Source organism: Streptomyces griseicoloratus, assembly GCF_014534645.1.
Classification (GTDB): domain Bacteria; phylum Actinomycetota; class Actinomycetes; order Streptomycetales; family Streptomycetaceae; genus Streptomyces; species Streptomyces griseicoloratus.
In genome coordinates, this window is sequence record NZ_JACVQF010000200.1 from 500619 (window position 1) to 521459 (window position 20841).

General features: G+C 71.4%; 24 protein-coding genes and 2 pseudogenes. 10 read left to right on the forward strand and 16 right to left on the reverse strand.

Annotated elements, in window-relative coordinates; all coding sequences use genetic code 11:
• Positions 1 to 2 precede the first annotated feature (2 nt).
• Positions 3 to 956: a DUF1177 domain-containing protein gene (locus H0H10_RS22725; protein ID WP_188182872.1), complete on the reverse strand. Its 954-nt coding sequence runs from the start codon at positions 954 to 956 to the stop codon at positions 3 to 5.
• A 149-nt stretch (positions 957 to 1105) separates the two neighbouring features.
• On the opposite strand from H0H10_RS22725, the gene H0H10_RS22730 reads away from it, so the two are divergent.
• Positions 1106 to 1939, forward strand: coding sequence for an IclR family transcriptional regulator (locus tag H0H10_RS22730; protein WP_188182873.1), 834 nt, complete (start codon positions 1106 to 1108; stop codon positions 1937 to 1939).
• A 58-nt stretch (positions 1940 to 1997) separates the two neighbouring features.
• Positions 1998 to 2723: a dipeptidase PepE gene (gene pepE, locus H0H10_RS22735; RefSeq protein ID WP_188182874.1), complete on the forward strand. Its 726-nt coding sequence runs from the start codon at positions 1998 to 2000 to the stop codon at positions 2721 to 2723.
• Positions 2724 to 2777: 54 nt separating this feature from the next.
• On the opposite strand, the gene H0H10_RS22740 is transcribed toward pepE, so the two are convergent.
• Genes H0H10_RS22740 through H0H10_RS22765 form a run of 6 tightly spaced genes read right to left on the reverse strand, consistent with a single transcriptional unit; the run spans position 2778 to position 8812 of the window.
• Positions 2778 to 3653 (reverse strand): phosphogluconate dehydrogenase C-terminal domain-containing protein, encoded by an 876-nt coding sequence (locus tag H0H10_RS22740; RefSeq protein ID WP_188182875.1) that lies wholly within the window; start codon positions 3651 to 3653, stop codon positions 2778 to 2780.
• Positions 3654 to 4454 (reverse strand): sugar phosphate isomerase/epimerase family protein, encoded by an 801-nt coding sequence (locus H0H10_RS22745; protein WP_188182876.1) that lies wholly within the window; start codon positions 4452 to 4454, stop codon positions 3654 to 3656.
• The gene (locus H0H10_RS22750; RefSeq protein ID WP_188182877.1) at positions 4454 to 5227 is read right to left on the reverse strand and encodes a triose-phosphate isomerase family protein; all 774 of its coding nucleotides are present in this window, start codon (positions 5225 to 5227) and stop codon (positions 4454 to 4456) included. The genes H0H10_RS22745 and H0H10_RS22750 overlap by 1 nt, the downstream gene beginning before the upstream one ends.
• Entirely contained in the window at positions 5227 to 5700 is a 474-nt protein-coding gene (locus tag H0H10_RS22755; RefSeq protein WP_188182878.1) for a ribose-5-phosphate isomerase, read from the reverse strand. The genes H0H10_RS22750 and H0H10_RS22755 overlap by 1 nt, the downstream gene beginning before the upstream one ends.
• 11 nt (positions 5701 to 5711) lie before the next feature.
• Positions 5712 to 7448: a dihydroxyacetone kinase family protein gene (locus tag H0H10_RS22760; protein ID WP_188182879.1), complete on the reverse strand. Its 1737-nt coding sequence runs from the start codon at positions 7446 to 7448 to the stop codon at positions 5712 to 5714.
• Positions 7445 to 8812 (reverse strand): MFS transporter, encoded by a 1368-nt coding sequence (locus H0H10_RS22765; RefSeq protein WP_188182880.1) that lies wholly within the window; start codon positions 8810 to 8812, stop codon positions 7445 to 7447. The genes H0H10_RS22760 and H0H10_RS22765 overlap by 4 nt, the downstream gene beginning before the upstream one ends.
• 238 nt (positions 8813 to 9050) lie before the next feature.
• Between H0H10_RS22765 and H0H10_RS22770 the strand changes: the two genes are divergently transcribed.
• From H0H10_RS22770 to H0H10_RS22780, 3 genes are all read left to right on the forward strand, one after another.
• The gene (locus H0H10_RS22770; protein WP_188182881.1) at positions 9051 to 9812 is read left to right on the forward strand and encodes a FadR/GntR family transcriptional regulator; all 762 of its coding nucleotides are present in this window, start codon (positions 9051 to 9053) and stop codon (positions 9810 to 9812) included.
• A 164-nt stretch (positions 9813 to 9976) separates the two neighbouring features.
• Positions 9977 to 10264: a zinc-ribbon domain-containing protein gene (locus H0H10_RS22775; RefSeq protein ID WP_188182882.1), complete on the forward strand. Its 288-nt coding sequence runs from the start codon at positions 9977 to 9979 to the stop codon at positions 10262 to 10264.
• A 56-nt stretch (positions 10265 to 10320) separates the two neighbouring features.
• Positions 10321 to 10623, forward strand: a complete 303-nt coding sequence (locus H0H10_RS22780; RefSeq protein ID WP_188182883.1) for a hypothetical protein — start codon at positions 10321 to 10323, stop codon at positions 10621 to 10623.
• A 21-nt stretch (positions 10624 to 10644) separates the two neighbouring features.
• Here H0H10_RS22780 and H0H10_RS22785 read toward each other — a convergent pair whose 3' ends face one another.
• Positions 10645 to 11532: a LysR family transcriptional regulator gene (locus H0H10_RS22785; RefSeq protein WP_188182884.1), complete on the reverse strand. Its 888-nt coding sequence runs from the start codon at positions 11530 to 11532 to the stop codon at positions 10645 to 10647.
• A gap of 93 nt (positions 11533 to 11625) precedes the next feature.
• On the opposite strand from H0H10_RS22785, the gene H0H10_RS22790 reads away from it, so the two are divergent.
• The 3 genes and pseudogenes from H0H10_RS22790 (at position 11626) to H0H10_RS22800 (ending at position 13981) form a co-directional block, all read left to right on the forward strand.
• On the forward strand, positions 11626 to 12537 hold the full coding sequence (locus H0H10_RS22790) for a PhzF family phenazine biosynthesis isomerase (protein WP_188182885.1): 912 nt from the start codon (positions 11626 to 11628) through the stop codon (positions 12535 to 12537).
• Positions 12538 to 12740: 203 nt separating this feature from the next.
• Positions 12741 to 12875, forward strand: a pseudogene (locus H0H10_RS22795) (nucleotide pyrophosphohydrolase); the annotation flags it as partial.
• A 176-nt stretch (positions 12876 to 13051) separates the two neighbouring features.
• Positions 13052 to 13981 (forward strand): ADP-ribosylglycohydrolase family protein, encoded by a 930-nt coding sequence (locus H0H10_RS22800; protein WP_188182886.1) that lies wholly within the window; start codon positions 13052 to 13054, stop codon positions 13979 to 13981.
• A 538-nt stretch (positions 13982 to 14519) separates the two neighbouring features.
• Here H0H10_RS22800 and H0H10_RS22805 read toward each other — a convergent pair.
• From H0H10_RS22805 to H0H10_RS22815, 3 genes are all read right to left on the reverse strand, one after another.
• A complete protein-coding gene (locus H0H10_RS22805; RefSeq protein ID WP_188182887.1) occupies positions 14520 to 14891 on the reverse strand; it encodes a peptidase inhibitor family I36 protein in 372 nt (123 codons plus the stop codon).
• Positions 14888 to 15379, reverse strand: coding sequence for a hypothetical protein (locus H0H10_RS22810; RefSeq protein WP_188182888.1), 492 nt, complete (start codon positions 15377 to 15379; stop codon positions 14888 to 14890). Before H0H10_RS22810 ends, H0H10_RS22805 begins: the two co-directional genes overlap by 4 nt.
• A 447-nt stretch (positions 15380 to 15826) precedes the next feature.
• On the reverse strand, positions 15827 to 16429 hold the full coding sequence (locus H0H10_RS22815; protein ID WP_188182889.1) for a TetR/AcrR family transcriptional regulator: 603 nt from the start codon (positions 16427 to 16429) through the stop codon (positions 15827 to 15829).
• Positions 16430 to 16513: 84 nt separating this feature from the next.
• On the opposite strand from H0H10_RS22815, the gene H0H10_RS22820 reads away from it, so the two are divergent.
• Together H0H10_RS22820 and H0H10_RS22825 are read left to right on the forward strand one after the other, a co-directional pair.
• Positions 16514 to 17380 (forward strand): SDR family oxidoreductase, encoded by an 867-nt coding sequence (locus tag H0H10_RS22820; protein ID WP_188182890.1) that lies wholly within the window; start codon positions 16514 to 16516, stop codon positions 17378 to 17380.
• Positions 17381 to 17648: 268 nt separating this feature from the next.
• On the forward strand, positions 17649 to 18218 hold the full coding sequence (locus H0H10_RS22825) for a dienelactone hydrolase family protein (protein WP_188182891.1): 570 nt from the start codon (positions 17649 to 17651) through the stop codon (positions 18216 to 18218).
• Positions 18219 to 18474: 256 nt separating this feature from the next.
• Here H0H10_RS22825 and H0H10_RS22830 read toward each other — a convergent pair.
• The 5 genes and pseudogenes from H0H10_RS22830 to H0H10_RS22850 form a co-directional block, all read right to left on the reverse strand.
• Positions 18475 to 18859, reverse strand: a pseudogene (locus H0H10_RS22830) (DUF6010 family protein); the annotation flags it as partial.
• Positions 18856 to 19158, reverse strand: coding sequence for a DUF3817 domain-containing protein (locus H0H10_RS22835; RefSeq protein ID WP_188182893.1), 303 nt, complete (start codon positions 19156 to 19158; stop codon positions 18856 to 18858). The pseudogene H0H10_RS22830 and the gene H0H10_RS22835, both read right to left, overlap by 4 nt.
• Positions 19155 to 19628 (reverse strand): DUF2269 family protein, encoded by a 474-nt coding sequence (locus H0H10_RS22840; RefSeq protein WP_188182894.1) that lies wholly within the window; start codon positions 19626 to 19628, stop codon positions 19155 to 19157. Before H0H10_RS22840 ends, H0H10_RS22835 begins: the two co-directional genes overlap by 4 nt.
• Positions 19625 to 19942: a hypothetical protein gene (locus tag H0H10_RS22845; RefSeq protein WP_188182895.1), complete on the reverse strand. Its 318-nt coding sequence runs from the start codon at positions 19940 to 19942 to the stop codon at positions 19625 to 19627. The genes H0H10_RS22840 and H0H10_RS22845 overlap by 4 nt, the downstream gene beginning before the upstream one ends.
• Before the next feature lie 52 nt (positions 19943 to 19994).
• Positions 19995 to 20684, reverse strand: a complete 690-nt coding sequence (locus H0H10_RS22850; protein ID WP_188182896.1) for a DJ-1/PfpI family protein — start codon at positions 20682 to 20684, stop codon at positions 19995 to 19997.
• Positions 20685 to 20841 lie beyond the last annotated feature (157 nt).

Sequence of the window (20841 nt, forward strand, 5' to 3'; positions counted from 1 at the left end):
GATCACGACTCCCTGGGGGCGCGGCCGAAGGTCTGCAGGTGTGCCAGCGAGCCGTAACGGGACACGAGCGAGTCGAACTCCTGGGCATCGTGGAACTCCAGGCGTCCGCCGCCGTAGGCCTTCGCGGTCTCGACGGCGAACCGGGCCGCGGCCGCGATGTCGGTCTCGTGGCTCGCGCCCGTCTGGCAGCCGGGCACCGCCGCCGCGGAGGTGATCGCGAGGCCGACGACCGGAGCGGCCGTCGCCGTGGCCGGCTGCAGGATCGAATTGATGTGGTGTACACCGTTACCGTACGGGGTGATGTCCTGGGTGGTCACCGGGTACGTGACCAACGGCTCACCGGTCACGACGGCCAGCAGCTGACCGAGCTGGTCGCTGACCTTGAGCACCCAGCCCTCCTTGACGGTGGGCGACAGGGCGAGGCCCTTGTGGTTGATGATCCGGTTGCCCTTGGTGGTGTCGATGGAGAGCACCGCCTCCATCTCGCCCGTGACCTCGTGCCGGTTCATGGTCGCGATGTCGACCGGCGAGTCCATGAACGGCACCGGGTCGTGCGGTGCGGTCGGGGCGTCCGGGCAGATGTGCGTCGCGACGACCACGTCGCCGTCGAGCACGTCCCCGCGGCGGCGCATGTCGAGCAGCTTGGCGGCGGTGGCCAGCGCGGCCACCGCGCCGTCGGCGTCGGAGACCAGGCCGGTCATCTCCGGGCGCGCCCCGACGCCGCCCAGCCGCCCCACCACACCGAGGGTGCGGGCCGGGCCGCCGCCGGTCCGGCCGTTGCGGCCCGGGATGCGGACGAGCACGAAGTCCGTCGAGCCGCGCTCGCCGGTGACGGTGGTGACCTCCGCGCCGGAGCCCTCGGGCCCCGCGACGGAGTCGAGGTGGGCCGCGACGCGCTTGCCGTCGACGTCGGGATCGTCCAGCAGATCCACGATGTCCAGGACGTACTTCAACATGGGGCAGTTCTCCTGATCCGCACCTGGGGCGGTGCTGACAGCAGGTTCGTGATCCGTTAACGTTCTCCGCAACTGTTTCCCGTTATCTGCAATTCAGGTCTGAATGGCGAGATGCGCGGGACAGTGGCGACCGAGTGAGAGGAGCTGCCGTGACCGGTCAGCCCGTGCAGCCCGCCGACCGGAAGACCCCGGCCGGGGCGTTGCAGACCGTCGACCGCGCCCTGCTGGTGCTGCTGGCGTTCGAGCGCACCCGGCCCGACTGGGGCGTCACGGAGATCGCCGGCGAGTTCGGCTGGGACACCTCGGTCGCCCAGCGCCTGCTCTCGACGCTCGCGGGACGCGGCTTCCTGGTCTCCGACCCGGCGACCCGCCGCTACCGCATCGGCCCGGCCGCCCTGCGCCTGGGCCGCCTCTGGGAGCGCTCGGGCTCCCTGGAACTGCTCGCGGAACCGGTCCTGCAGGAACTGCGGGCGGCGACCGGCGACACGGTGCTGTTCTGCCTGCCCGACAGCTTCCACATGCGCTGTGTGGCGGCCGTCGAGGGCGAGGAGGGGCCGCTGCGCTACTACCCGCTGGTCGGCGAGCTGTACCCGGCGCACGCCGGTGCGACCAGCAAGTCGTACTACGCCTTCCTGCCGGACGACCAGCGCCACCGGCTCTTCCACGGCCGTCCCATGGCGCGCTTCACGGAGCGCACGGTCACCGACCCCGACCAGCTGGAGCGCGAGTTCCGGCAGGTGCGGGCGCAGGGCTGGGCCTGGACGGTCGGCGAGTACGACAGCGGCATCGGCACCGTCGCGGTGCCGGTGTTCCTCGGCTCGGAGCCGTACGGCAGCCTCAGCCTCGGCGCCGCCAAGGAGCGCTTCCCCGACGGGCCCGAGGACCGGCTCGACGTGCTGCGCCGCGCCGCCCGGCTGCTGGAGCAGCGTCTGACGCACCCGCCCCAGCACCACCGCCGCCCGCGTTCCCCCCGTACAACCTGACGCACCGTCGCACCCCCGACCCGACGCACCGATCCACCCCGCTGATGAGGACCGCCCCGTGAAACTGCTGCTCCTGTCCAACTCCACCCAGTACGGCCGCGGCTACCTGGAACACGCCCTCGACACCGTCACCGGCTTCCTGCCGGCCGGGGCCCGGCTGGCCTTCGTGCCGTACGCGCTCGCCGACCACGACGCCTACACCGCCAAGGTGCGCGAGGCGCTCACCGGGCACGGCATCGACGTACGGGGCGTGCACGACGGCGGCGACCCGGTGGCCCGGCTCGGCGAGGCGGACGCGGTGTTCGTGGGCGGCGGCAACTCCTTCCGGCTGCTCAGCGCGCTGTACCGCACGGGGCTGCGGGAGGCGCTGATCAAGGCGGTCGGGGACGGGCTGCCCTACATGGGCGCCAGCGCGGGCACCAACATGGCCGCGCCCTCGCTGCGCACCACCAACGACATGCCGATCGTCCAGCCCCCGTCCTTCGAGGCGCTCGGGCTGGTGCCGTTCCAGATCAACCCGCACTACCTCGACCCGGACCCGGACTCGACGCACAAGGGCGAGACCCGCGAGGAGCGGCTGACGGAGTTCCTGGAGGAGAACGACGTGCCCGTGCTCGGCCTGCGCGAGGGCTCCTGGCTGCGGGTCGAGGGCGACCGCGCCGTCCTCGGGGGTGAACGGGACGCCCGCCTGTTCCGTCGGGGCTCGGCCCCGCGCGAGATCCCCGTGGGCTCGGACGTGTCCGAGCTGCTGCGGATCACCGCCGAGTTCGACACGCGGGCGTAGACGCGGCGACGCCGGAGGCACCCACCGGCCTCCGGCGTCACACCCGGGGGTGCGTCAGCGCTTGATCTCCTTGATCTTCAGCATGCGCGTGATGACCTTGTCCAGCTCCTCGTCGTCGAAGACCTTCTTCCAGTCGTCGCGGACGATGGACTCGCGCCCGTAGTCCATGGCGATCAGGCAGGCGTCCGAGAAGGGGTTGGAGCCCTTCAGGGTGTTGGCCAGGGCGACCTGGGTGTGACCCAGCAGCATCGCGCGGGCGGCCTTCTCCGGGACGCCGACGGTGTGGACGGTCTCGTGCAGGGCCTCGGTGAGCAGGGCGCCGACCATGCAGGCGATGGTCTCGACGAGGGTGGGCTCCAGCACGGCGAGCTGCTTGACGGTGACCCAGTGGACGTCGACCACGGGGGCGTACATCACGCGGATGACGGCCTCGGCCAGCTCCTGCCTGCCGGCGTCCCCGCCCTCGTACGCGGCGACGACCTCCTGCGGGGCGGCGATGCCGCCGAAGGTGTCCTGCCACTCCTCCTTGGTGGTGCGCTCCAGGAACACCGACGGGTGGCAGGGGTGGGCGCAGGCGTAGTGGATGTCCTCGCGTGCGAAGAGCAGACCGGCGTAGGCGGCGGCCGGGTCGAGGGTGAGGACGATCGTGCCCGGCTTCATCAGCGGCACCAGTTCCTCGGAGACCTTGCCGAGGACGACGTCCGGGACGGCGAGGATCACCACGTCGGCCTCGGCGGCGGCGTCGGCGGACTCGGTCAGCTCCCGGCCGAGGCCGCGGATCAGGTCCTGGCCCTTGGGGGACGCCTCGCTGAAGAGCACCCGGAAGTCGCTCTTGACCAGGTTGTTGGAGACGCGCTGGCCCATCTTGCCGGCGGCCCCGATGACGGCGACGGTCTTCACGCCGGCCTGGGTCTGGATCTCGGTGGCCATTTACTTGCTCCTCAGAAGAGTGGTGATGCTGTGCTGCGTCCACTGGTGTTCGAGCCGGGCGGTGGCGTCGTAGCCCTCGTCCTGCCACGGGAGCCAGTGCTCCACGATCTGGTTGATGCCGCTCTCTCGCGGGCGTACGGCGGCGATCATGCCGTCGTAGTCGAGCAGGCCCTCGCCGAGCGGGCAGCCGGCGTAGGTGAAGCCGACCCAGCCGTCGCGGCGGGTGAACGCGAAGTCCTTGACGTGGATGTTGACCACGTGCGGCGCGGTGGCGGCCACGACGTCCGCGGGGCGTTCCAGCCGGGCGACGCTGTTGCCGGGGTCCAGGACGACGCCGAGGTGCGGGCTGTCGACGGCGCGTACGACGGTCATCAGGTCGTCGGTGGCCACCTGCTCGTAGGTCTCCAGGCCCAGGGTCACGCCGGCGTCGGCGTAGCGGGGCACCGCCTCCTTCAGCAGGGCGACCGCCTCGGTGGTGTCCGGCCGGTGGTCCGCCGTGTTGAGCATGGAGCGCACCAGGGTGACGCCCAGCTCGCCCGCCATGTCCAGGTACTTCCGCAGGTGTCCGGGGCGGATGCCGCGGGTGCCGAGTTCCAGGCGCAGGCCGAGGCCGTCGGCGGTGGCGCGGAGGTCGGCGAGCTGCTCGGTGTCGTAGGACTCGATGGGGGCGTAGTCGCAGATCTGGAAGACCTGTCCGCCGAGGCGGGCGGTGTCCGTCAGCATCTCGGTGAGGGTCATCGGCCGCGGTGCGCGGGCGGAGATGCGCCAGAAGTAGGCGTAGGTGCTGATGCCGTACGCCATCACGCCACCGCCGGCGGGGTGCGGATCTCGTCCAGGATCGCCTCGACGTTCGCCGGGTCGTGCGCGAACCGGCCGAGGAAGAGCCCTTCGGCGGTGCCCTCCAGGCGGGTGAGCAGGCCGGGGCCGGCGCTGCCGCCGTAGATGACGGTCGAACCGGGGTGCCCCGGACGGCTGTCGAGCCAGTCCCGCAACGCGGTGCAGACGGTGGCGATGTGCTCGGTGGAGGCGGGCTCGGGTGCGCCGATGGCCCACTGGGGTTCGTAGGCGAGGACGACTGCGCCGTCGAGTCCGTGCAGCAGGCGCTCGGCCTCGGCGACCGTGCGCCGCGCCGCCTCCTCCGGCGGGACCTGGTCGCGTTCGCCCACGCACAGCACCGGCGTGAGTCCGTTGCGCAGGGCGGCGGCGGTCTTGGCGGCGACGACCATGTCCCCCTCGCCGTACAGGCGGCGGCGCTCGGCGTGGCCGACCTCGGCGTAGCGGCAGCCGATCTCCTTCAGGAACGGGCCGCCGACCTCGCCGGTGTAGGGGCCGGTGTCCTCGGTGGCGATGTCCTGGGCGCCGAGCGCGATGCCGTACGGGGTGAGGATGCCGGCGGCCGGGACGATGGCCGGGAAGGCGGGGAGGACGAACAGGCGGGCGGCGCCGGAGGTGACGGCGGGGTGCCGGTGGGCCAGGCCGGCGACCTTGCGGGCCCAGTTGAGGGTCTGGTGGTGGCCGAAGTACATCTTCAGGCTCACCCCCAGCAGGACGGGGGGTGTGGCGGGGCCGGACATCAGGCGGCGGCCTCGCCGTTCTCGTAGTCGCACATCAGCTGGACCTTGGCCGCCGACGCCGAGGACTCGTCGAAGCGGTAGGTGAGCCACTCGGCGGCCAGGCGGCGGGCGAGTTCCAGGCCGATGACCCGCTGGCCGAAGGTGAGGATCTGCGCGTTGTTGGAGAGGATCGCCCGCTCGACGGAGAAGGAGTCGTGGGCGGTGACGGCGCGGATGCCCTTGACCTTGTTGGCGGCGATGGCCACGCCCAGGCCGGTGCCGCACACCAGGAGGGCGCGGTCGGCGTCGCCGCGGGCGACCATCTCGGCGGCGGCGATGGCGACCTTGGGGTAGGCGGTGTGGCCGTCGGCGTCGACGCCCACGTCGGTGACCTCGGCGACCAGGGAGCTGTTCTGCAGGTCCTGCTTGAGGGCTTCCTTGTACTGGTGGCCGGCGTCGTCGGATCCGACGACGATGCGGAGCTTGTCGGTCATGTCGGCTTTCCTCAGTGGTGGTTGAGCAGTACGCCGTGCACGGCGCGGGTGATCAGGGCGAGCGAGTGGGCGCCGGCGTCCGGCGTGCCGAGGGACTTCTCGGCGTGCGGCCGGGCCCGGCCCTTGCGGGGCAGCAGGCCGGCGGTGGCGGCGGCCGCGGCCTCGGCGGCACCGGCGGCGCGGTCCCAGGCAGTGGTGAGGCGCAGGCCCTCGGAGACGGCGGCGGCGAGGGTGTCGGCGAAGGGGACGAGGACGTCGACCATCGTCTTGTCGCCGACCTCGGCCCCGCCCAGCCGGCGCACGGCGGCGGAGGCCTCCGTGACCCCTTCCGCGACGCGGGCGGCGGTGGGGGCCTCCTGGTCGCCGAGGGCGTTGCCGACGGCGCGCAGGATGGTGCCCCACAGGGCGCCGGAGGTGCCGCCCGCCTTGTCGGCCCAGGCGTCGGCGGCATGCGCGAGGACGGTGCCGGCGCCCGCGCCGAGTTCGTGGGCGTCGGCGGCGGCCCGGCGGGCGGCGGTGGAGCCGCGCTGCATGCCGATGCCGTGGTCGCCGTCGCCGGCCACGGCGTCGATGCGGCCGAGCTCGTCCACGTGCGCGTCGACGGTGACGGCCACGGCGTCGAGTGCGGCCAGGACGGCGCCGGCGGCGTGCCGGGAGGCTTCGGACGCGGCGGGGATGCCCGCCTCCGGCGCCTCATCGGCCGCGCGGACCGGGCCGGAGGCGGGCGCCTCGGGCTCGCCGAGGGCGCCCTTGCGGTAGGCGGGGGTGTCGGCCGGGGCGCGCCACAGCTCTTCCAGGCGGTCGTCCAGCCAGGTGAGGGTGAGGGAGACGCCGGCCATGTCGAAGCTGGTGACGAGTTCCCCGACCTCGGGGTCGACGATCTCCACGCCGGCCTCGTCGAGGAGGGCCGCGACCTTGCGGTAGACGACGAACAGTTCCTCGTACTTGACCGAGCCGAGGCCGTTGAGGATCACGGCGGCGCGCCGTCCGCCGGGGCGCCCGACGTCCTCGGGGAGTTCCTTCAGCAGCGTGCCGACCAGGAGGCGGGCCGCCTCGTCGGCGGTGGGCAGGGGCTCCTCGCCGATGCCCGGCTCCCCGTGGATGCCGAGGCCGACGGCCATGCGGGCCTCGGGGACGGTGAACAGGGGGTGGTCGGCGCCGGGCAGGGTGCAGCCGGAGAACGCGATACCGAAGGAGCGGGTACGGGCGTTCGCGCGTTCTGCGACGGCCAGCACCTCCTCCAGCGGCAGGCCCTGTTCGGCCGCCGCGGCCGCCGCCTTGAAGACGGGCAGGTCGCCGGCGATGCCACGCCGCTTCGCGGACTCCCCGGGGGCCGCGCTGGAGATGTCGTCGGTGACGGCGAAGGTCCGTGCGTCGATGCCGTCGGCGGCGAGCCGCTCGGCGGCCTGCCCGAAGTGCAGGACGTCGCCGGCGTAGTTGCCGTACATCAGCAGCACACCGGCGCCGCCGTGCGCGGCCCGGGCCACGGAGCGGATCTGCTGGGCGGAGGGGGAGGCGAAGACGTTGCCGACCGCCGCGCCGTGCGCCAGGCCCCGGCCGACCAGCCCGGAGAAGGCGGGGTAGTGGCCCGAGCCGCCGCCGATCACCACGGCCACCTGACCGGCCGGGGTGGCGCCGGCCCGGACGACACCGCCGGTGACGGGCCGGACCCGGCGCCGGTGCGCGGCGGTGAAGCCTTCCAGTGCCTCGTCGGCGAAGGCGGCGGGGTCGTTGAACAGACGGGTCATCGAAGGGCCTCCAGGGACTGGTGCTCGGGCTCGGGGGCCGGTTCGCCGGTGCGGTGCCGGGTGGCGAGCCAGATCATCAGGGCGGCCGACAGCAGCATGAAGAAGCCGACCAGGTAGAGCGGTACGTAGTAGGCGCCGGTCCAGTCCTTGAGCCAGCCGGTGATGTAGCTGGAGGCGAACCCGGCGATGTTGCCGGCCGTGTTGATCAGGGCGATGCCGGCCGCGGCGGCGGCGCCGGTCAGGAAGCGGGAGGGCACGGACCAGAAGACGGGCAGGGCGGCGAAGATCGCGCAGGCGGTCACGGTGATCACGGCGACCGTGGCGGTCGGGGAGCCCATGTAGAGGGCGAGGGGGATGGAGAGGCCGCCGACGACGGCCGGGCCGGCCACGTGCCAGGTGCGGGTGCCGTGGCGGGTGGCGTGCCGGGTCCAGAAGAAGAGGACGACGGCGGCGGGCAGGTACGGGATGGCGGTGATCCACGCCTTGTCCATCACGCTGAACGTGGTGTCGTACTGCTCCTGGAAGCCGTTGATGATCGTCGGCAGGAAGAAGGCGAGCGCGTAGAGGCCGTAGACGAATCCGAAGTAGACCACCGCGAGGATCCAGACGCGGCCGCTGGTGAAGGCGGCCTTGAGGTCGCCCTTGGCGTGCTTGCCCTCGTGGCCGGTCTTGCGGGCGTTCTCCGCGGCCAGTTCCCGGGTCAGCCAGTCCCGCTCGGCGGACGTGAGCCACTTGGCGTCCGCGGGCTTGTCGATGAGGTAGAACCAGGCGACGACGCCGAGGACGATGGCGGGCAGCGAGACGAAGAGGAACATCACGCGCCAGCCCTCGAGGCCGAACAGGCCGTGGCGTCCGATGAGCCAGCCCGCCAGCGGGGCGCCGAACACGGTGGTCAGCGGCTGGGCGAGATAGAACAGGCCGAGGATCTTGGTGCGGTGGCGGGCGGGCACCCACTGGCTGAGGAACAGGATCGCGCCGGGGAAGAAGCCGGCCTCGGCGACACCGAGCAGGAAGCGCAGCGCGTAGAGCTGTTCGCTGTTGCTGACCCAGGTGAACAGCAGGGAGACGATGCCCCAGGTCACCATGATCCGGGCCAGCCAGCGGCGGGCCCCGAAGCGGTGCAGGGCCATGTTGCTGGGCACCTCGAGCACGATGTAGCCGAGGAAGAAGATCCCGGACGCGAAGCCGAACTGGGCGGCGGTCAGGGCAAGGTCCTGGCCCATGCCGTTCGGTTCCGCGAACGAGACGGCCGTGCGGTCCAGGTAGTTCACGAAGAACATCAGCGCCACGAACGGCACGAGGCGGACTGAGACCTTCTTGATGGCAGTTCTCTCGACTGCCTCGGATGGCGCGTGGGCACCCATGGCGACTCCTCGGCTCGCCCGGACAACTCCGTCCGGGGTGGGTCACACCAGGCGGTCCGCCATTCTTCGGGCGTCCGACCGGTTCGCCCTCACGCTATGCCCCCGATCCAAATTGGTCACCAATTTACCAGTGTGGCGACGATCATAGATTCCGTGGTGACCCAACTCTTGACAAACCACACCCATGGGATGGGTGAACCCGCTGGCCAGTCGGGTGACGACGGCATCTGGTTGACTGGTGACCGTGACCAGTCAGCCTGATCAGCACAGCTCCGCCACCGCGCCCGACCTCGCGCAACTGCTGCGCCCCGTGGTGCGCGAGTCCTCCGTGAGCGAGGTCGCCAAGCGGCTCCTCGACCACCTCTCGGCCGGGGACATCAAGCCCGGCACGCGGCTGCCCGCCGAGCGGCAGCTGGCCGAGGCCCTCGGGGTCGCCCGGTCCAGCGTGCGCGGCGCACTGTCCGCACTGGACGTCCTCGGCATCATCGAGATCCGTCCGGGCTCCGGCTCCTACGTGCGCGAGGGCACCTCGGAGTTCCTGCCCCGCGCGATCAACTGGGGCCTGATGCTGGGCCAGCGGCGCACCCAGGACCTGGTCGAGGTGCGGACCTACATGGAGGGTGTGTCCGCCCGTCTGGCGGCGGAGCGCGCGACCGACGAGGACGTGGCCCGGCTGGAGGAGCACCTGCGGCACATGCGCGACGCGGGCGGCGACGTCACGGCCTTCATCGACGCCGACATCGCCTTCCACCTGGAGACGGCCAGGATCGCGCGCAACAGCGTCCTCAGCGACATCCTGCACAGCATCCGGGCGCTGCTCCAGGTGTGGATGGAACGGGTCAGCGACATCGAGGGCACGGTCAGCGGCACGCTGTGCGAGCACGACGCGGTGCTCCAGGCCATCCGCGCCCGCGATCCGGAGGCCGCGGACCGGGCCATGGCGGAGCACATGCGCATGGCCAGCGCGCGACTGCGCGCGTCCGTGGCCGGCGAGGGCTGAGCCCTGTCCGTGGCCGGGGAAGGCTGAGCCCGGTCGCTCCCGGCCCCCGCGCGGCACAGCCGGACCGCCGCGTCTTGCACCTGACGGATCGACGTGCGCGAAGATGAGCACGTGGCCGGATCTCCCGGTCATGGCAGGCACTGCCCCGGGAAGGGACCGGCACCGTGATCATCTTCGGCACCAAGGGATACCTGTACCAGCTGGCCATACTCACGCTGGTGTGCGGACGCTGCGGCAACCCCTCCGCTCATGCGCTCAGGAAGCGCGTCACGAAGTTCACCCTGTTCTTCGTGCCGCTGTTCCCGTTCTCGACGAAGTACGCGACGCAGTGCACGTTCTGCGGAGCGGAACAGAGGGTCACCAAGGAGCAGGCGGAACAGCTGCAGGCGCAGGAGGCGGCCGGATCGCAGGGCAACCCGTACGGGCAGCCCCAGCAGCCGTACCGGTCCTGATCTCCGGCGGCCTGTGCGGCGGCCCGGTGTCCGATCAGTTCAGCAGGGAAGAGACGATGATTCGCGACCTGTACAACGTCCGGCTGCAGCCTGCGGACGACGGCCCCGCTCCCCTCACCGGGGAGGAGGAACGCCGGTACCAGGCCATCCTGTTCACCGAGCTCGGCAACCGGATCGCCGACCAGGGATGGGCCCGCTACCCGGCGTACACGACGGAGGACCGCCGCCGACTGGTCGCGGTCGCCCACCGCCTCACCGCCTACTGGGGCATGGAGGTCCACGTCGAGGCCGAGGACCTGTGCGGAATGCGGCTCAGTCTCGCCGGACGAGGCCCGTCGGACCCCGTATCCGCTCCCTAGCCGGGTGAGGGCCGGCCGCGGTCATGCGCCCCAGTGGCGCACGAGTTCCCGGGCGAACTCCCGCACGGCCGGTGCCGCCCACCGCCGCCGGTGCCGGGCCAGCCGTACCGACACGTCCGGGAAGGGGGGTCCGCCGGCCTCCGCCAGCCGGCCCCGGACCAGCTGTTCCGCCACGGTCGTCCGGGGCAGCAGGGTCAGCCCGAGCCCTGCCGCCACGCAGGAACGCACGGCGTCCACGCTGCCGAAGCGGGTCAGTCGGGGCCGGGCACCGGGCACGGCGAGCAGCCCGCGCGCGAACGCGTCGCTGTAGGAACAGCCCTCCTCCAGCAGGAAGAAGCTCTCCGCCGCCAGTTCCTCCCAGGTCACCTCGTGGTCCGCCGCGGCGAGGGGGTGGCCCGGAGCGCAGACGAGGACCAGCGCCTCACGGGCGACCGGTTCGGTCGTGAGATCGGGGTACTCCCTCTCCTCCTCCCACATCAGCGCCAGGTCGAGGCGTCCGGACCGCAGTCCCTCGACACACTCCGCGGGCCCGGCCGCGTGCAGGTGCACGTCCACCTCGGGATGGCTGGTGCGCAGGCCGGCGATCACGGCGGGCAGCCGGGTCGCGCACAGCGACTCGGGGGTGCCGACCACCACCCGCCCCGACACGGCCCCGTCCTCGGCGCAGCCGGCCCTCAGCCGGGCCACGGCGTCGAGGACGTCCTCGGCTCCCTCCAGCAGCCGGCGACCGGCCTCGGTGAGCCGGGCGCCCGTGGGGAGACGGTCGAAGAGCCGGACCCCGAGGTCCCGTTCCAGGGTGCGGATGTGCACGGTGACCGTGGATTGCGCCAGGTGCAGCTCGGCGGCGGCAGCGGTGAAACCGCCGGTGCGGGCGAGCGTGGTGAAGGTCGTCAGCAGTCGGGTGTCCACGGCCGCAGGCTATGCCAGTCCATGCACATCATCGATGGGCGCAATCACAATCCATCGTTGGACACGATCGGCAGGTGATGACAGCGTTGAGCCATGACCAGTGACGTGACGGGAACGAGCCGCGGGGAGCACCTCCCCGATCCGCTGACCGGGACCGAGATCCTGCGCTACTCCGCCTTCACCGGCGACCCGGCGGGCGGCAACCCCGCCGGTGTCGTCCTCGACGCCTCCGGACTCGACGACGCGGCGATGCTCGGGATCGCCGCCGAGGTGGGCTACTCCGAGACGGCCTTCGTCACGGGCGGGGACCCGGCGGCGCGGCGCTTCCGGGTGCGCTACTTCAGTCCGCTCGCGGAGGTGGCGTTCTGCGGTCACGCGACCGTCGCGCTGGCCGTCGCCCTGGCCGAGCGCCTGGGCCCGGGAGAGATCGTGCTGGACACCCTCGCGGGCGAGATCCCCGTGTCCACCGCGGCCGACGGTGCGGGCGCGGTGCGGGCCACGCTGACCAGCGTGCCGACCCGGTCCCGTCCCGCACTCGCCACGGAACTCCACGACGCACTGACGGCGTTGCGCTGGAAGCCCGACGATCTCGACCCCGCGCTCCCCCCGCACGTGGCGTTCGGCGGCAACGACCATCTGGTGCTCGCCGCGGCCTCGCGGGCGCGTCTGGCCGACGTCGACTACGACTTCGACGGACTCGCCGAGGTGATGCGGCGGTACGGATGGACGACGGTCGATCTGGTGTGGCGCGAGTCGCCGGAACGCTTCCACGCCCGTAACCCGTTCCCCGTCGGCGGTGTCGTGGAGGACCCCGCGACGGGTGCGGCCGCCGCGGCCTTCGGCGGTTACCTGCGTGCCCTGGGCCTGGTCACCGCGCCCGCCACCATCGCGATCCGCCAGGGCGAGGACATGGGCCGCCCCAGCGACCTGCTGATCGACGTAACACCGCAGGACCCCCGCACCCGGGTCAGCGGCCAGGCGGTGCCGATCCCCGGGCAGGGGTAACGGCCGCCCGGGCAGGGGTAGCGGCCGGCCCGGGCAGGGGTAGCGGCCGGCCCGGGCAGGGGTAGCGGCCGCCCGGCCCGTGGGCCGCTCCCCGGGGCAGCAGGCCCGTGCCGAGCTCCGGACAAGGTGAGTATCGCCGGCGGGAGTCCGACGCGCTCGCCCAGTTCAGCGCCTGACCTGCAAACCAGCCCGAGCACGAGCTCGCGGACTGCCTGTGGTCGGTGCTCGTCCTGGCTCACCTGTATGACGTCGATCTGGAAAGGGCCTTTCGTCGCACGATGAAGACGCTCGACACGAAGCTCAGAGCACGGCTTGAAGAACCGGGAGCACCATCGTGATCCGAGGCGAGCGAGCCCAAGTGGGACGGGTGGGACCGGCGTTTCCGGAGATCGTGGCCGGGACCGTGCAGTTGCCGGATGCGACCGCGATGGAGGTGTTCGCCGCTGGTGGTTCGGGGAGCCGAAGAAGGAACACGGCCGTGCGGCCGTCAGCGCGGCGCAGATAGCCTGCGCGAATGAGGCGGATTCAGCGGACCGCCGGCGCGGTCGTCGGCTCAGCGGTGGGTGACGCCCTGGGCGGCCCCTTCGAGTTCGGTCCCCAGGGAGCGTTCTCCGCGCGGTTTCCCGCGCCTGGTGCCGGTGGCGAGATGTGCGGAGGCGGTGGCTGGGACCCCGGCGAGGCCACCGACGACACACAGATGGCCGTCCTGGTCGCGGAATCGCTGCTGAAGCGGGGCGGACTGGACCTGCCGGACATCTTCGCCCGCTTCCAGCGGTGGGCAGCATCGGACCCCAAGGACATCGGCCTGCAGACCGAAGACGTCCTGACCAACGGCATGCCCTGGGATCTCGCCGCCGCGACCCATTTCCAGGTCAACCAACGAGCAGCCGGAAACGGCTCCTTGATGCGGGCATCGACCTCCGCAGTCCACTTCGCGGCCGCCGGCCAGGAAGCCACCATGGACGCGGCCCGCCGCATCGCTGCCCTCACCCACGGTGACCGCGCGGCCTGGGAAGGCACCGCGATCTTCCACGAACTCATCCGCGTCACGTTCGAGGACACCGACCCCCTCGCCGCGCTCCCGGACATCCTGGCTCATGTCCACCCCGACCACCGCAGCCGCTACGCCACCGTCCTCGCGGCCGACTGGCACCCCGATCAGGCAACGGAGTTCAACGGCGCCGTCTGGCCCTGCCTGGGTTCCGCCATCTGGGCCCTGCGCACCACCACCAGCTTCGAAGACGCGATACGCGCGGCAATCGACCTGGGCGGTGACACGGACACCGTCGCCGCAGTCACCGGGGGCCTCGCGGGGGCGTACTACGGGCTGGACGCAATTCCCGCCCGCTGGACCCAGCCACTCCATGTCCCCCTCCCAGGCTTCGACGGACGGGTACTGCACCTGACGGATCTGCTCGACCTTGCACACCGCCTCGGCGGCTGAACCGGGTGCTGCTCCGCGATATCGCTCTCCACGAACTCCAACCCTCAGCAGCAGTCACCTGACCAGTGGCTCCGCAAGCTGACCACAGCAGGTCCGTACCGGCGAGGCGGCGGCCGTGAGCAGTCAGCCGCGCCGCCAGGCGGATCAGCCCGCCCGGCTGGGACGCCGCGGTCGCCTCGCGTTCGAGCGGTTGCAGAACCGGCTTGGCCCGCGTGGTGCCGGAGCTGCCCGGGCGGCGCAGGTGTGGCCGCCCAACTTCGTGGCGTTCGACCTGCTCAGGTCACCGCGAACCCCAACCTCACCACCCTGGCCCTCGCCGAACACTGCGCCGCCGCCCTGACTGCCCGGCGGCAGTGATGCCGGGTGACCGGTGCGGTCGTCGCTCGTCGAGTCCGGCTGAGCCGGCTACTGTCCCGCTTCCGGGGGCCGCCGCTTGCGCGGCACCGATTCCAGGACGAGGTCGTAGGAATAGCCGACGAGGTCTGGCACGGCGGGGTGTTCCGCCGTGCCGGCCGGTTCGCTGGGTGGGGCCGGGGGGTCAGCAGCCCATGGCCCACCTGTGGGAGTCGCCGCGGTCGTTGGCGACGCCGTTCCAGTTGACCTCCTGGCCGGGGGCGAGGCAGATGGTCATGGCGCCGCCCTGCCAGGCGTCCTCGAACACCTGGACATGGGCCGGGATGCCCGGGCCCACGATTCCGTGGTTGGCCCAGGAAGAGTCGGTGTCGGCGATGTAGCTCTCCCACCAGCCGTCATCCCCGTGCCAGTTGGCGCGCTGCCCCCGGAAGTCGGTGTGCTCCCACGCACAGAACTGGCCGCTGGGGCAGTCGGCGGCCGACGCCGTGGTGCCGGTGGCCAGGGGGGTGCCGGCGGCGAGGACCAGCGCGGCGGCCAGGAGGGCGGGCTTCTTCATCGTGAGGTGCCTTTCTCGTGTGCGGACTGGAGGATGGTCCGGGCGGTGCGGACGGCGTGCGCCCGTAGTTCCCGGTAGGCGGTCCGTTCGCCCGCCGGGGCCCTGTTCTTGAGGTTGTTGACGGTGGTGGAGGCGCGGAACCAGCGCTCCTGGTCGCCGTAGAGGCGCTGCTGGGCCTGGGCCAGGCAGCCGTCGGTGTGCTGGCGGATCTCGTGGCCGCTGGGCAGGGTGAGGGACAGCTCGGCCCGGCCGGTCCCGAACAGCGCGTCAGTGACCCGGCGCTGCTCCTCGGAGTCGGACGGGCTCTGTCCCGGGCGCGGCGGGGTGAGGCCCTGACGGGTCAGGCACCGGTCGGTGAGCAGGGCCTGGGCGGCCCTGACGGTGTCGTCGGCGCTGAGCGACGGGGTCTTCGGGGCTGTGCAGGCGGTCACGGCGCACAACGGGGCGAGCAGTGCGACGGCCGCCACGCGGCGCGGGTACGTGGGCATGGAAGGGTTCAGCCCGTCCGGCGACCCGTCGGGGTGACGGCCATCAGGGGGAAGATCATTCGCATGATCAGCACAACGACGGTGGACGGGCCGCAGGACACGGCGAGGGCCGGTCGTTCACTCCGGAGAGCGGCGCTCCGTGGTCAGCACCCCGCGCGGGCCCCGGCTTGGCGCCCCACTCACGCCCCGAGGCATCAGCGACGCCCTTGACGCTCAACGCCGTGAGGTCAAGGGGCCGCCCGGGCTTCGCCGGCCTGTCGATGCTGCGAGGCACTACGACGGCAGGACGGTCGGTCCCAGGTGAAGAAGGACGCCCACCTAGGCACACGGCCAAGGAGGGCGGAGGCAATCACGCTTCGCGGTGCCCATCAGTCTGCCGCGGCACCGGAGCCGACGGTCCGGCGAGCGTATCGGCAGGTGAGCTCGGCCAATGGTCGCGCGGTGGGTTCACATGTGCCCGTCGGGAGCCTGGAGGGAGTCGAGCCAGCGCAGGAGACGGGCTCCTTCGCGAGTCATGATGTCCGGGTCGCGCAGGGCGTTGGCCAGGAGCGACATGCCCTGGTAGGCGGAGACGAGGGTGAGGGCCAAGTCGTCCGGGTCGCAGAGGCCCAGTTCGCGGAACTGGCGCCCGGCCCAGTCCAGCAGTCGCCGGATGACTGCGCCGGCTTCGGCATCGAGGGTCCCATCGGCGCGCTTGTCGAGCTCGACGGCCAGGGTTCCGGTGGGGCAGCCGTAGCGGGCGGCGACGTCGCGCTGGTCGACCCACGCTGCGATCAGCGCCTTGAGGCGGTCGCGCGGGTCAGCCAGCTGTTCCAGCCGGCCGGTGAGTTCGTCCAGGTGGGCGCTGTGCTCGGACAGCGCGGCCTGGACCAGCTCGTCCTTGGTCTTGAAGTAGTAGTACACGTTCCCGACAGGGACCTCGGCCTCGCGCGCGATGTCCGCGAGGGTGGTGCGTTCGACTCCCTGCTCATGGAGGACCCGAGCCGCCGCCGCCGTCAGCCGCTGACGCTTCTGCGAGGCCCGCACCCGCCGATTCACTGAGTTGGTCACCCAACTGACTATAGACAGCCGCTGGTGGGCGTTGCTAGCTTCCATCTAAGTCAGTCAACTAACTAGCTTTCTTCGGGAGTCGCAATGATCACCGTGACAGGCGCAACCGGCAACATCGGGCGGACCTTGGTGGAGCTGCTGACAGAGGCGGGCGAGGAGGTGGTGGCCGTGTCGCGGCGGCCCCGGCCCGCCGGGCCTGCGGCCGATGTCCGGTGGGTCCAGGCCGATGTCCGGTGGGTCCAGGCCGATATCGGGACCGCCGCAGGCCTGCAGCCCGCCCTCGAAGGGGCTCGCGCCCTGTTCCTGCTGCTGGGCGGCGAACTCAACAGCCGAGGCGAGAACCCGACCACCCTGCTCGACATGGCAACGGAGGCCGGGGTCGAGCGGATCGTCCTGGTCTCGTCGCAGGTCAGCGCCACCCGCCCCGAAGCGCCCTCGCACGCACGCCTGCGGGACTTCGAGACGGCGGTGCGCGAGTCCGGGCGCGACTTCACCATCCTGCGCCCCGGCGGTTTCGCCTCCAACGCGTTCGCCTGGGCCGACACGGTCCGCACCGAGCGCACGGTCTTCGCCCCGTTCGCAAATGTGGCATTGCCCGTCATCGACCCGGCGGACATCGCCGCAGTTGCCGCAGCCGCACTGCGCGAGGACGGCCACAGCGGCCAGGCATACGAGCTGACTGGCCCCGAGCTGATCAGCCCACGCCGGCAGGCCGCTGTCATCTCGGAGGCCCTGGGTGAGGAAGTGACCTTCGTGGAGCTCTCCCGCGGGGAAGCTCATGCACGCATGGCGCAGTTCATGCCGGAGGAGGTCGTCACCGGCACTCTGGATGTGCTCGGCGTCCCACTCCCGGCAGAGCAGAAGATCAGCCCGGACGTGGAGGCCGTCCTCCACCGCCCGGCCGGCTCCTTCGGCGCATGGGTGGCGCGCAACCTGCCGGCGTTTCGGTAGGCCCCGTCCCGGGCGCACACAAACCCGTGCGCCCGGGACGGACCACTGACCCCCTGCACCACGGCAAGGGACATGACCCCGTCGCGCGGCGCAGGGCGGGCTCTGCGCCGGCCCGTCCGTGCGCGTCCCGCCCGCTCACCTGCGGGCATGGAGGCGAACTGCCTGCCGCGCACTCATGCGCTGTGAGATGGTCGGGTGCTGAGTGAGGTACCAGCGTCCTGCTGCGCTGTCGGAACAGTCGATCAATGGGTAAAGGACACCGCGGAATATGGCTGAGGTTCTGCTCTACCATCACGTCCAGGGCTTGACCGACGGGGTCCGGGCGTTCGCCGACGACCTGCGACAGGCCGGCCACACCGTACACACTCCGGATCTGTTCGAGGGCCGCACCTTCGGCAGCCTCGAGGAGGGCATGGGGTTCGCGCGGGAAATCGGGTTCGGCATCCTCAGGGAACGTGGTGCGGCAGCGGCCGAGGACTTCGGCCCGGAACTGGTGTACGCCGGCTTCTCGTTCGGCGTGACGATCGCCCAGAAGCTCGCGCAGACGCGGCCCGGCGCACGTGGAGCACTGCTGATGCACTCCTGCATCCCCGTCACCGAGTACGGGGAGTCCTGGCCCGACAGTGTGCCGGTGCAGATTCACGGCAAGGAGGGCGACGAGTTCTTCGACGAAGACCTGCCCGCGGCGCGCGAGCTGGCCGAGTCCGCATCGGCTGCGGAGCTGTTCGTCTACCCCGGCGAACAGCACCTGTTCACCGACTCCTCTCTTGAGGACTTCGACGCGGAGGCGTCCAAGCTGCTGCTGGAGCGCGTGCGAACGTTCCTCGCCTCGGTATGAACCTCGCCGTGAACCGGTGGCCGGTCCCGTGCCGGACTCTGCGTGAACCGCGCCGGAAGCGGGCGCCCGCTTCGGCGAAAGTCTCAGCAGGAGCTGCTTGAGTCGGTCGGGGAGATGGCCGCCGCCGAGACCGACCCGGCTCGACGCGAGTTCCTGGAGTTCCCGGAAGGCTTCGGGCTGATCGACGATGGGTCTTGAGCAGTTGAGGGGGCAGGGGCGTGATCGTGCGTGTGGTCTGCTGTCCGGCTGGGCCTGAACCAACGGCGGACGAGCGCGATCAGGGAAGGTCCTCCGCGGAAGCACCACAGCGCGATGACCGGATCGCAGATCGCGCATGCCATTGACGAGTCGTGGTGGAACGGCAGGATCGGATTGCCCTTGAGGTGGTGGGCCATGTCCCATGCGGTATGGAGCAGCCAGCCGATGCCGATGAAGGTCCAGGACTCCAGGCCGCGGTAGGCGACGTAGGCCATGAGCGCGACGAACGGGAGCTCCCATGGGCCGAATCCGCCCCCGCTCAGATAGGCGGCGCCGGCTCCCCCCACCATGATCGCGTTGAAGCGGCGTCGGTGCGGTTCTTTGATCAGGGACATCAGCAGGCAGTAGATGATGCCGACGATCACCGGTGACACAAGATTCATGAGGGGATGACTTCTTCCGCTTGGGCGCGGGCCGAATCGCCGCGGTCGAGCTGTCGCAGCGCGAGCAGCCCGCCGACGCCCGGCACGAGGGCCAGGACCTTGACGGCGGCCGGGGCCTGCTCGAGGCGACAAGTCGCGATCACGACGAACAGGTAGGCGCAGCCGTGAGTGGGGCCCATCAGGGACGAAATGGGTTTGAGGTGGACGGTGAACAAGTTGGCCAGCATCACGATCAGGGAGATCAGCTCGGTGTGAACCGCGATGCGCAGATGGCGCGGAGACCGGATGCGCACGGTCACACTCCCGTGGTGGAGCCGGGGCGGATGATCATCAGTACGGTGACGGTGGCCCACAGCAGGTTGAAGACGCCGGTGAGCATGGCCAGTCGGCCCGGTCTCACGGGGGCCGGCGCCGATGGCGCGGGGGGACCCGCCGCCTCGGCCAGGGCACGGTCCTGGGCGGGCAGGATGAGCAGGGCCAGAACGCCGGCGGCGGCCGCGGTCAGCAGGATCGAGGTGATCAGCCAGGCGTCGCCGAGGACGCCGAGGCTGCTGGCCGTGGCGAAGCCGAAGAGGGGTACGGCGATGCCGATGCCGGCGTAAACCCGGCAGATGCGGTGCAGTGTCCGCAGGGTCGTACGGGCGTCGCCGGCATCGGCCTCGCCGAGGGCGCGGCGCAGCGTCGCCGGGAACATGCTCGCGGCGACGGTGACGGGGCCGACGGCGATGATGGCGGCCAGGACGTGCAAGGACAGGAGGATCTTGGTCATGCCTGGCGCTCCGGGGCGGTCCGGCGCTCGCCGGTGACCTTCGAGGCCGGAAGGCGGCCGGCCCTGGAGGTGCCCCGGAGGGTGTCGCCGTCGACTGTCACGTCGAACGCCAGGTTCAGCCGCATGGGCTTGGCGATGGCCTGCTTCCAGGTGAGCCGGTCGCCGTCGAGGGTGATGTCGCTGAGCGGCACTTCCTCGCCGGCCCCTCGGGCGACGCCGGTCAGAACGGCGTCCTGCTCACGGAGTTCGACCACGGCCTTCATCTTGCCGATGGGGGTGGAGATGGACAGGTTCCAGATGCCTTCGGCGGACATGCTGATGTTCTTCCTGACTGTGCTACGCGGATCGGTGGTGGGGATCGGGGGGTCAGAGAGTGGCGGGGGCCATGCCCTGGGCGCGCCAGACGGTGCCGCGCCGCTCGTGGGCGAACAGTTCCTCGACGGCGTGGGCGATGCGCGGGCCCAGTTCGCGCTCCAGCAGGTACAGGCCCAGATCCAGCCCGGAGGTGACACCGGCGGCGGTGATCAGGTCGCCGTCGTCAACGACACGGGCGCGGACCGCGTGGGCGCCGGTGGCGTCCAGCACGTCCAGGCCCAGGTGGTGGGTGGTGGCGTGACGCCCCTCCAGCAGGCCCGCCATGGCCAGGACCAGCGAGCCGCCGCAGACGGTGGCGACCGTGATGTCCGGGTCGTCCATTGCCTGCTTGAGGAGCGCGGGGAGCTCGGTGGACAGCGTGCGGCCCAGCAGCACCGGGATGAACTCGTCCTGCTTCCACTCGCCGGCGCCCACCTCTTCTTCCGGGACCTCGCCGGGTTCGCCCACGCGGCCGGAGGCGCCGGGCACCAGAAGCATGTCCGCGCGCTCCAGGTCGAGGGCGCCGGCGGCGCGCAGCGACAGTCCTCCGGTGCCGCTGATCACCTCACGCGGGCCTTCGGCGGTGACCAGCTCGACGGTCACCGCGCCGTCCGACGCCGAGCCGCCGGCGTACAGCACCTCATAGGGGGCGATGACATCGAGCGGGTCGAAACCGTCGAACAAGACAACCTGGATGTGCATGGAGCGTTCCTTCGGGAGCGATTTCTCTTCGACGCACCGAAGTCAACCTTCTGCCGGTCCGGCCACCCAGTGGCATGAGTGACAGTTTTCAACGGGAAATTGCCAGAGGCTTTCGAGGGCTTCGGAAGTGGGATGACATGGGGATGTCCGGATATCG

Bases quoted from the DNA above. Each gene is read 5' to 3' on its own strand.
- H0H10_RS22800 (WP_188182886.1), top strand. From the start codon at position 13,052: ATGAGGCGGATTCAGCGGACCGCCGGCGCGGTCGTCGGCTCAGCGGTG.
- H0H10_RS22850 (WP_188182896.1), bottom strand. From the start codon at position 20,684: ATGCACATCCAGGTTGTCTTGTTCGACGGTTTCGACCCGCTCGATGTC.
- H0H10_RS22765 (WP_188182880.1), bottom strand. From the start codon at position 8,812: ATGGGTGCCCACGCGCCATCCGAGGCAGTCGAGAGAACTGCCATCAAG.
- H0H10_RS22840 (WP_188182894.1), bottom strand. From the start codon at position 19,628: ATGACCAAGATCCTCCTGTCCTTGCACGTCCTGGCCGCCATCATCGCC.
- H0H10_RS22820 (WP_188182890.1), top strand. From the start codon at position 16,514: ATGATCACCGTGACAGGCGCAACCGGCAACATCGGGCGGACCTTGGTG.
- H0H10_RS22805 (WP_188182887.1), bottom strand. From the start codon at position 14,891: ATGAAGAAGCCCGCCCTCCTGGCCGCCGCGCTGGTCCTCGCCGCCGGC.
- H0H10_RS22755 (WP_188182878.1), bottom strand. From the start codon at position 5,700: ATGACCGACAAGCTCCGCATCGTCGTCGGATCCGACGACGCCGGCCAC.
- H0H10_RS22740 (WP_188182875.1), bottom strand. From the start codon at position 3,653: ATGGCCACCGAGATCCAGACCCAGGCCGGCGTGAAGACCGTCGCCGTC.
- H0H10_RS22845 (WP_188182895.1), bottom strand. From the start codon at position 19,942: ATGTCCGCCGAAGGCATCTGGAACCTGTCCATCTCCACCCCCATCGGC.
- H0H10_RS22750 (WP_188182877.1), bottom strand. From the start codon at position 5,227: ATGTCCGGCCCCGCCACACCCCCCGTCCTGCTGGGGGTGAGCCTGAAG.
- H0H10_RS22745 (WP_188182876.1), bottom strand. From the start codon at position 4,454: ATGGCGTACGGCATCAGCACCTACGCCTACTTCTGGCGCATCTCCGCC.
- H0H10_RS22780 (WP_188182883.1), top strand. From the start codon at position 10,321: ATGATTCGCGACCTGTACAACGTCCGGCTGCAGCCTGCGGACGACGGC.
- H0H10_RS22825 (WP_188182891.1), top strand. From the start codon at position 17,649: ATGGCTGAGGTTCTGCTCTACCATCACGTCCAGGGCTTGACCGACGGG.
- H0H10_RS22760 (WP_188182879.1), bottom strand. From the start codon at position 7,448: ATGACCCGTCTGTTCAACGACCCCGCCGCCTTCGCCGACGAGGCACTG.
- H0H10_RS22810 (WP_188182888.1), bottom strand. From the start codon at position 15,379: ATGCCCACGTACCCGCGCCGCGTGGCGGCCGTCGCACTGCTCGCCCCG.
- H0H10_RS22725 (WP_188182872.1), bottom strand. From the start codon at position 956: ATGTTGAAGTACGTCCTGGACATCGTGGATCTGCTGGACGATCCCGAC.
- H0H10_RS22790 (WP_188182885.1), top strand. From the start codon at position 11,626: ATGACCAGTGACGTGACGGGAACGAGCCGCGGGGAGCACCTCCCCGAT.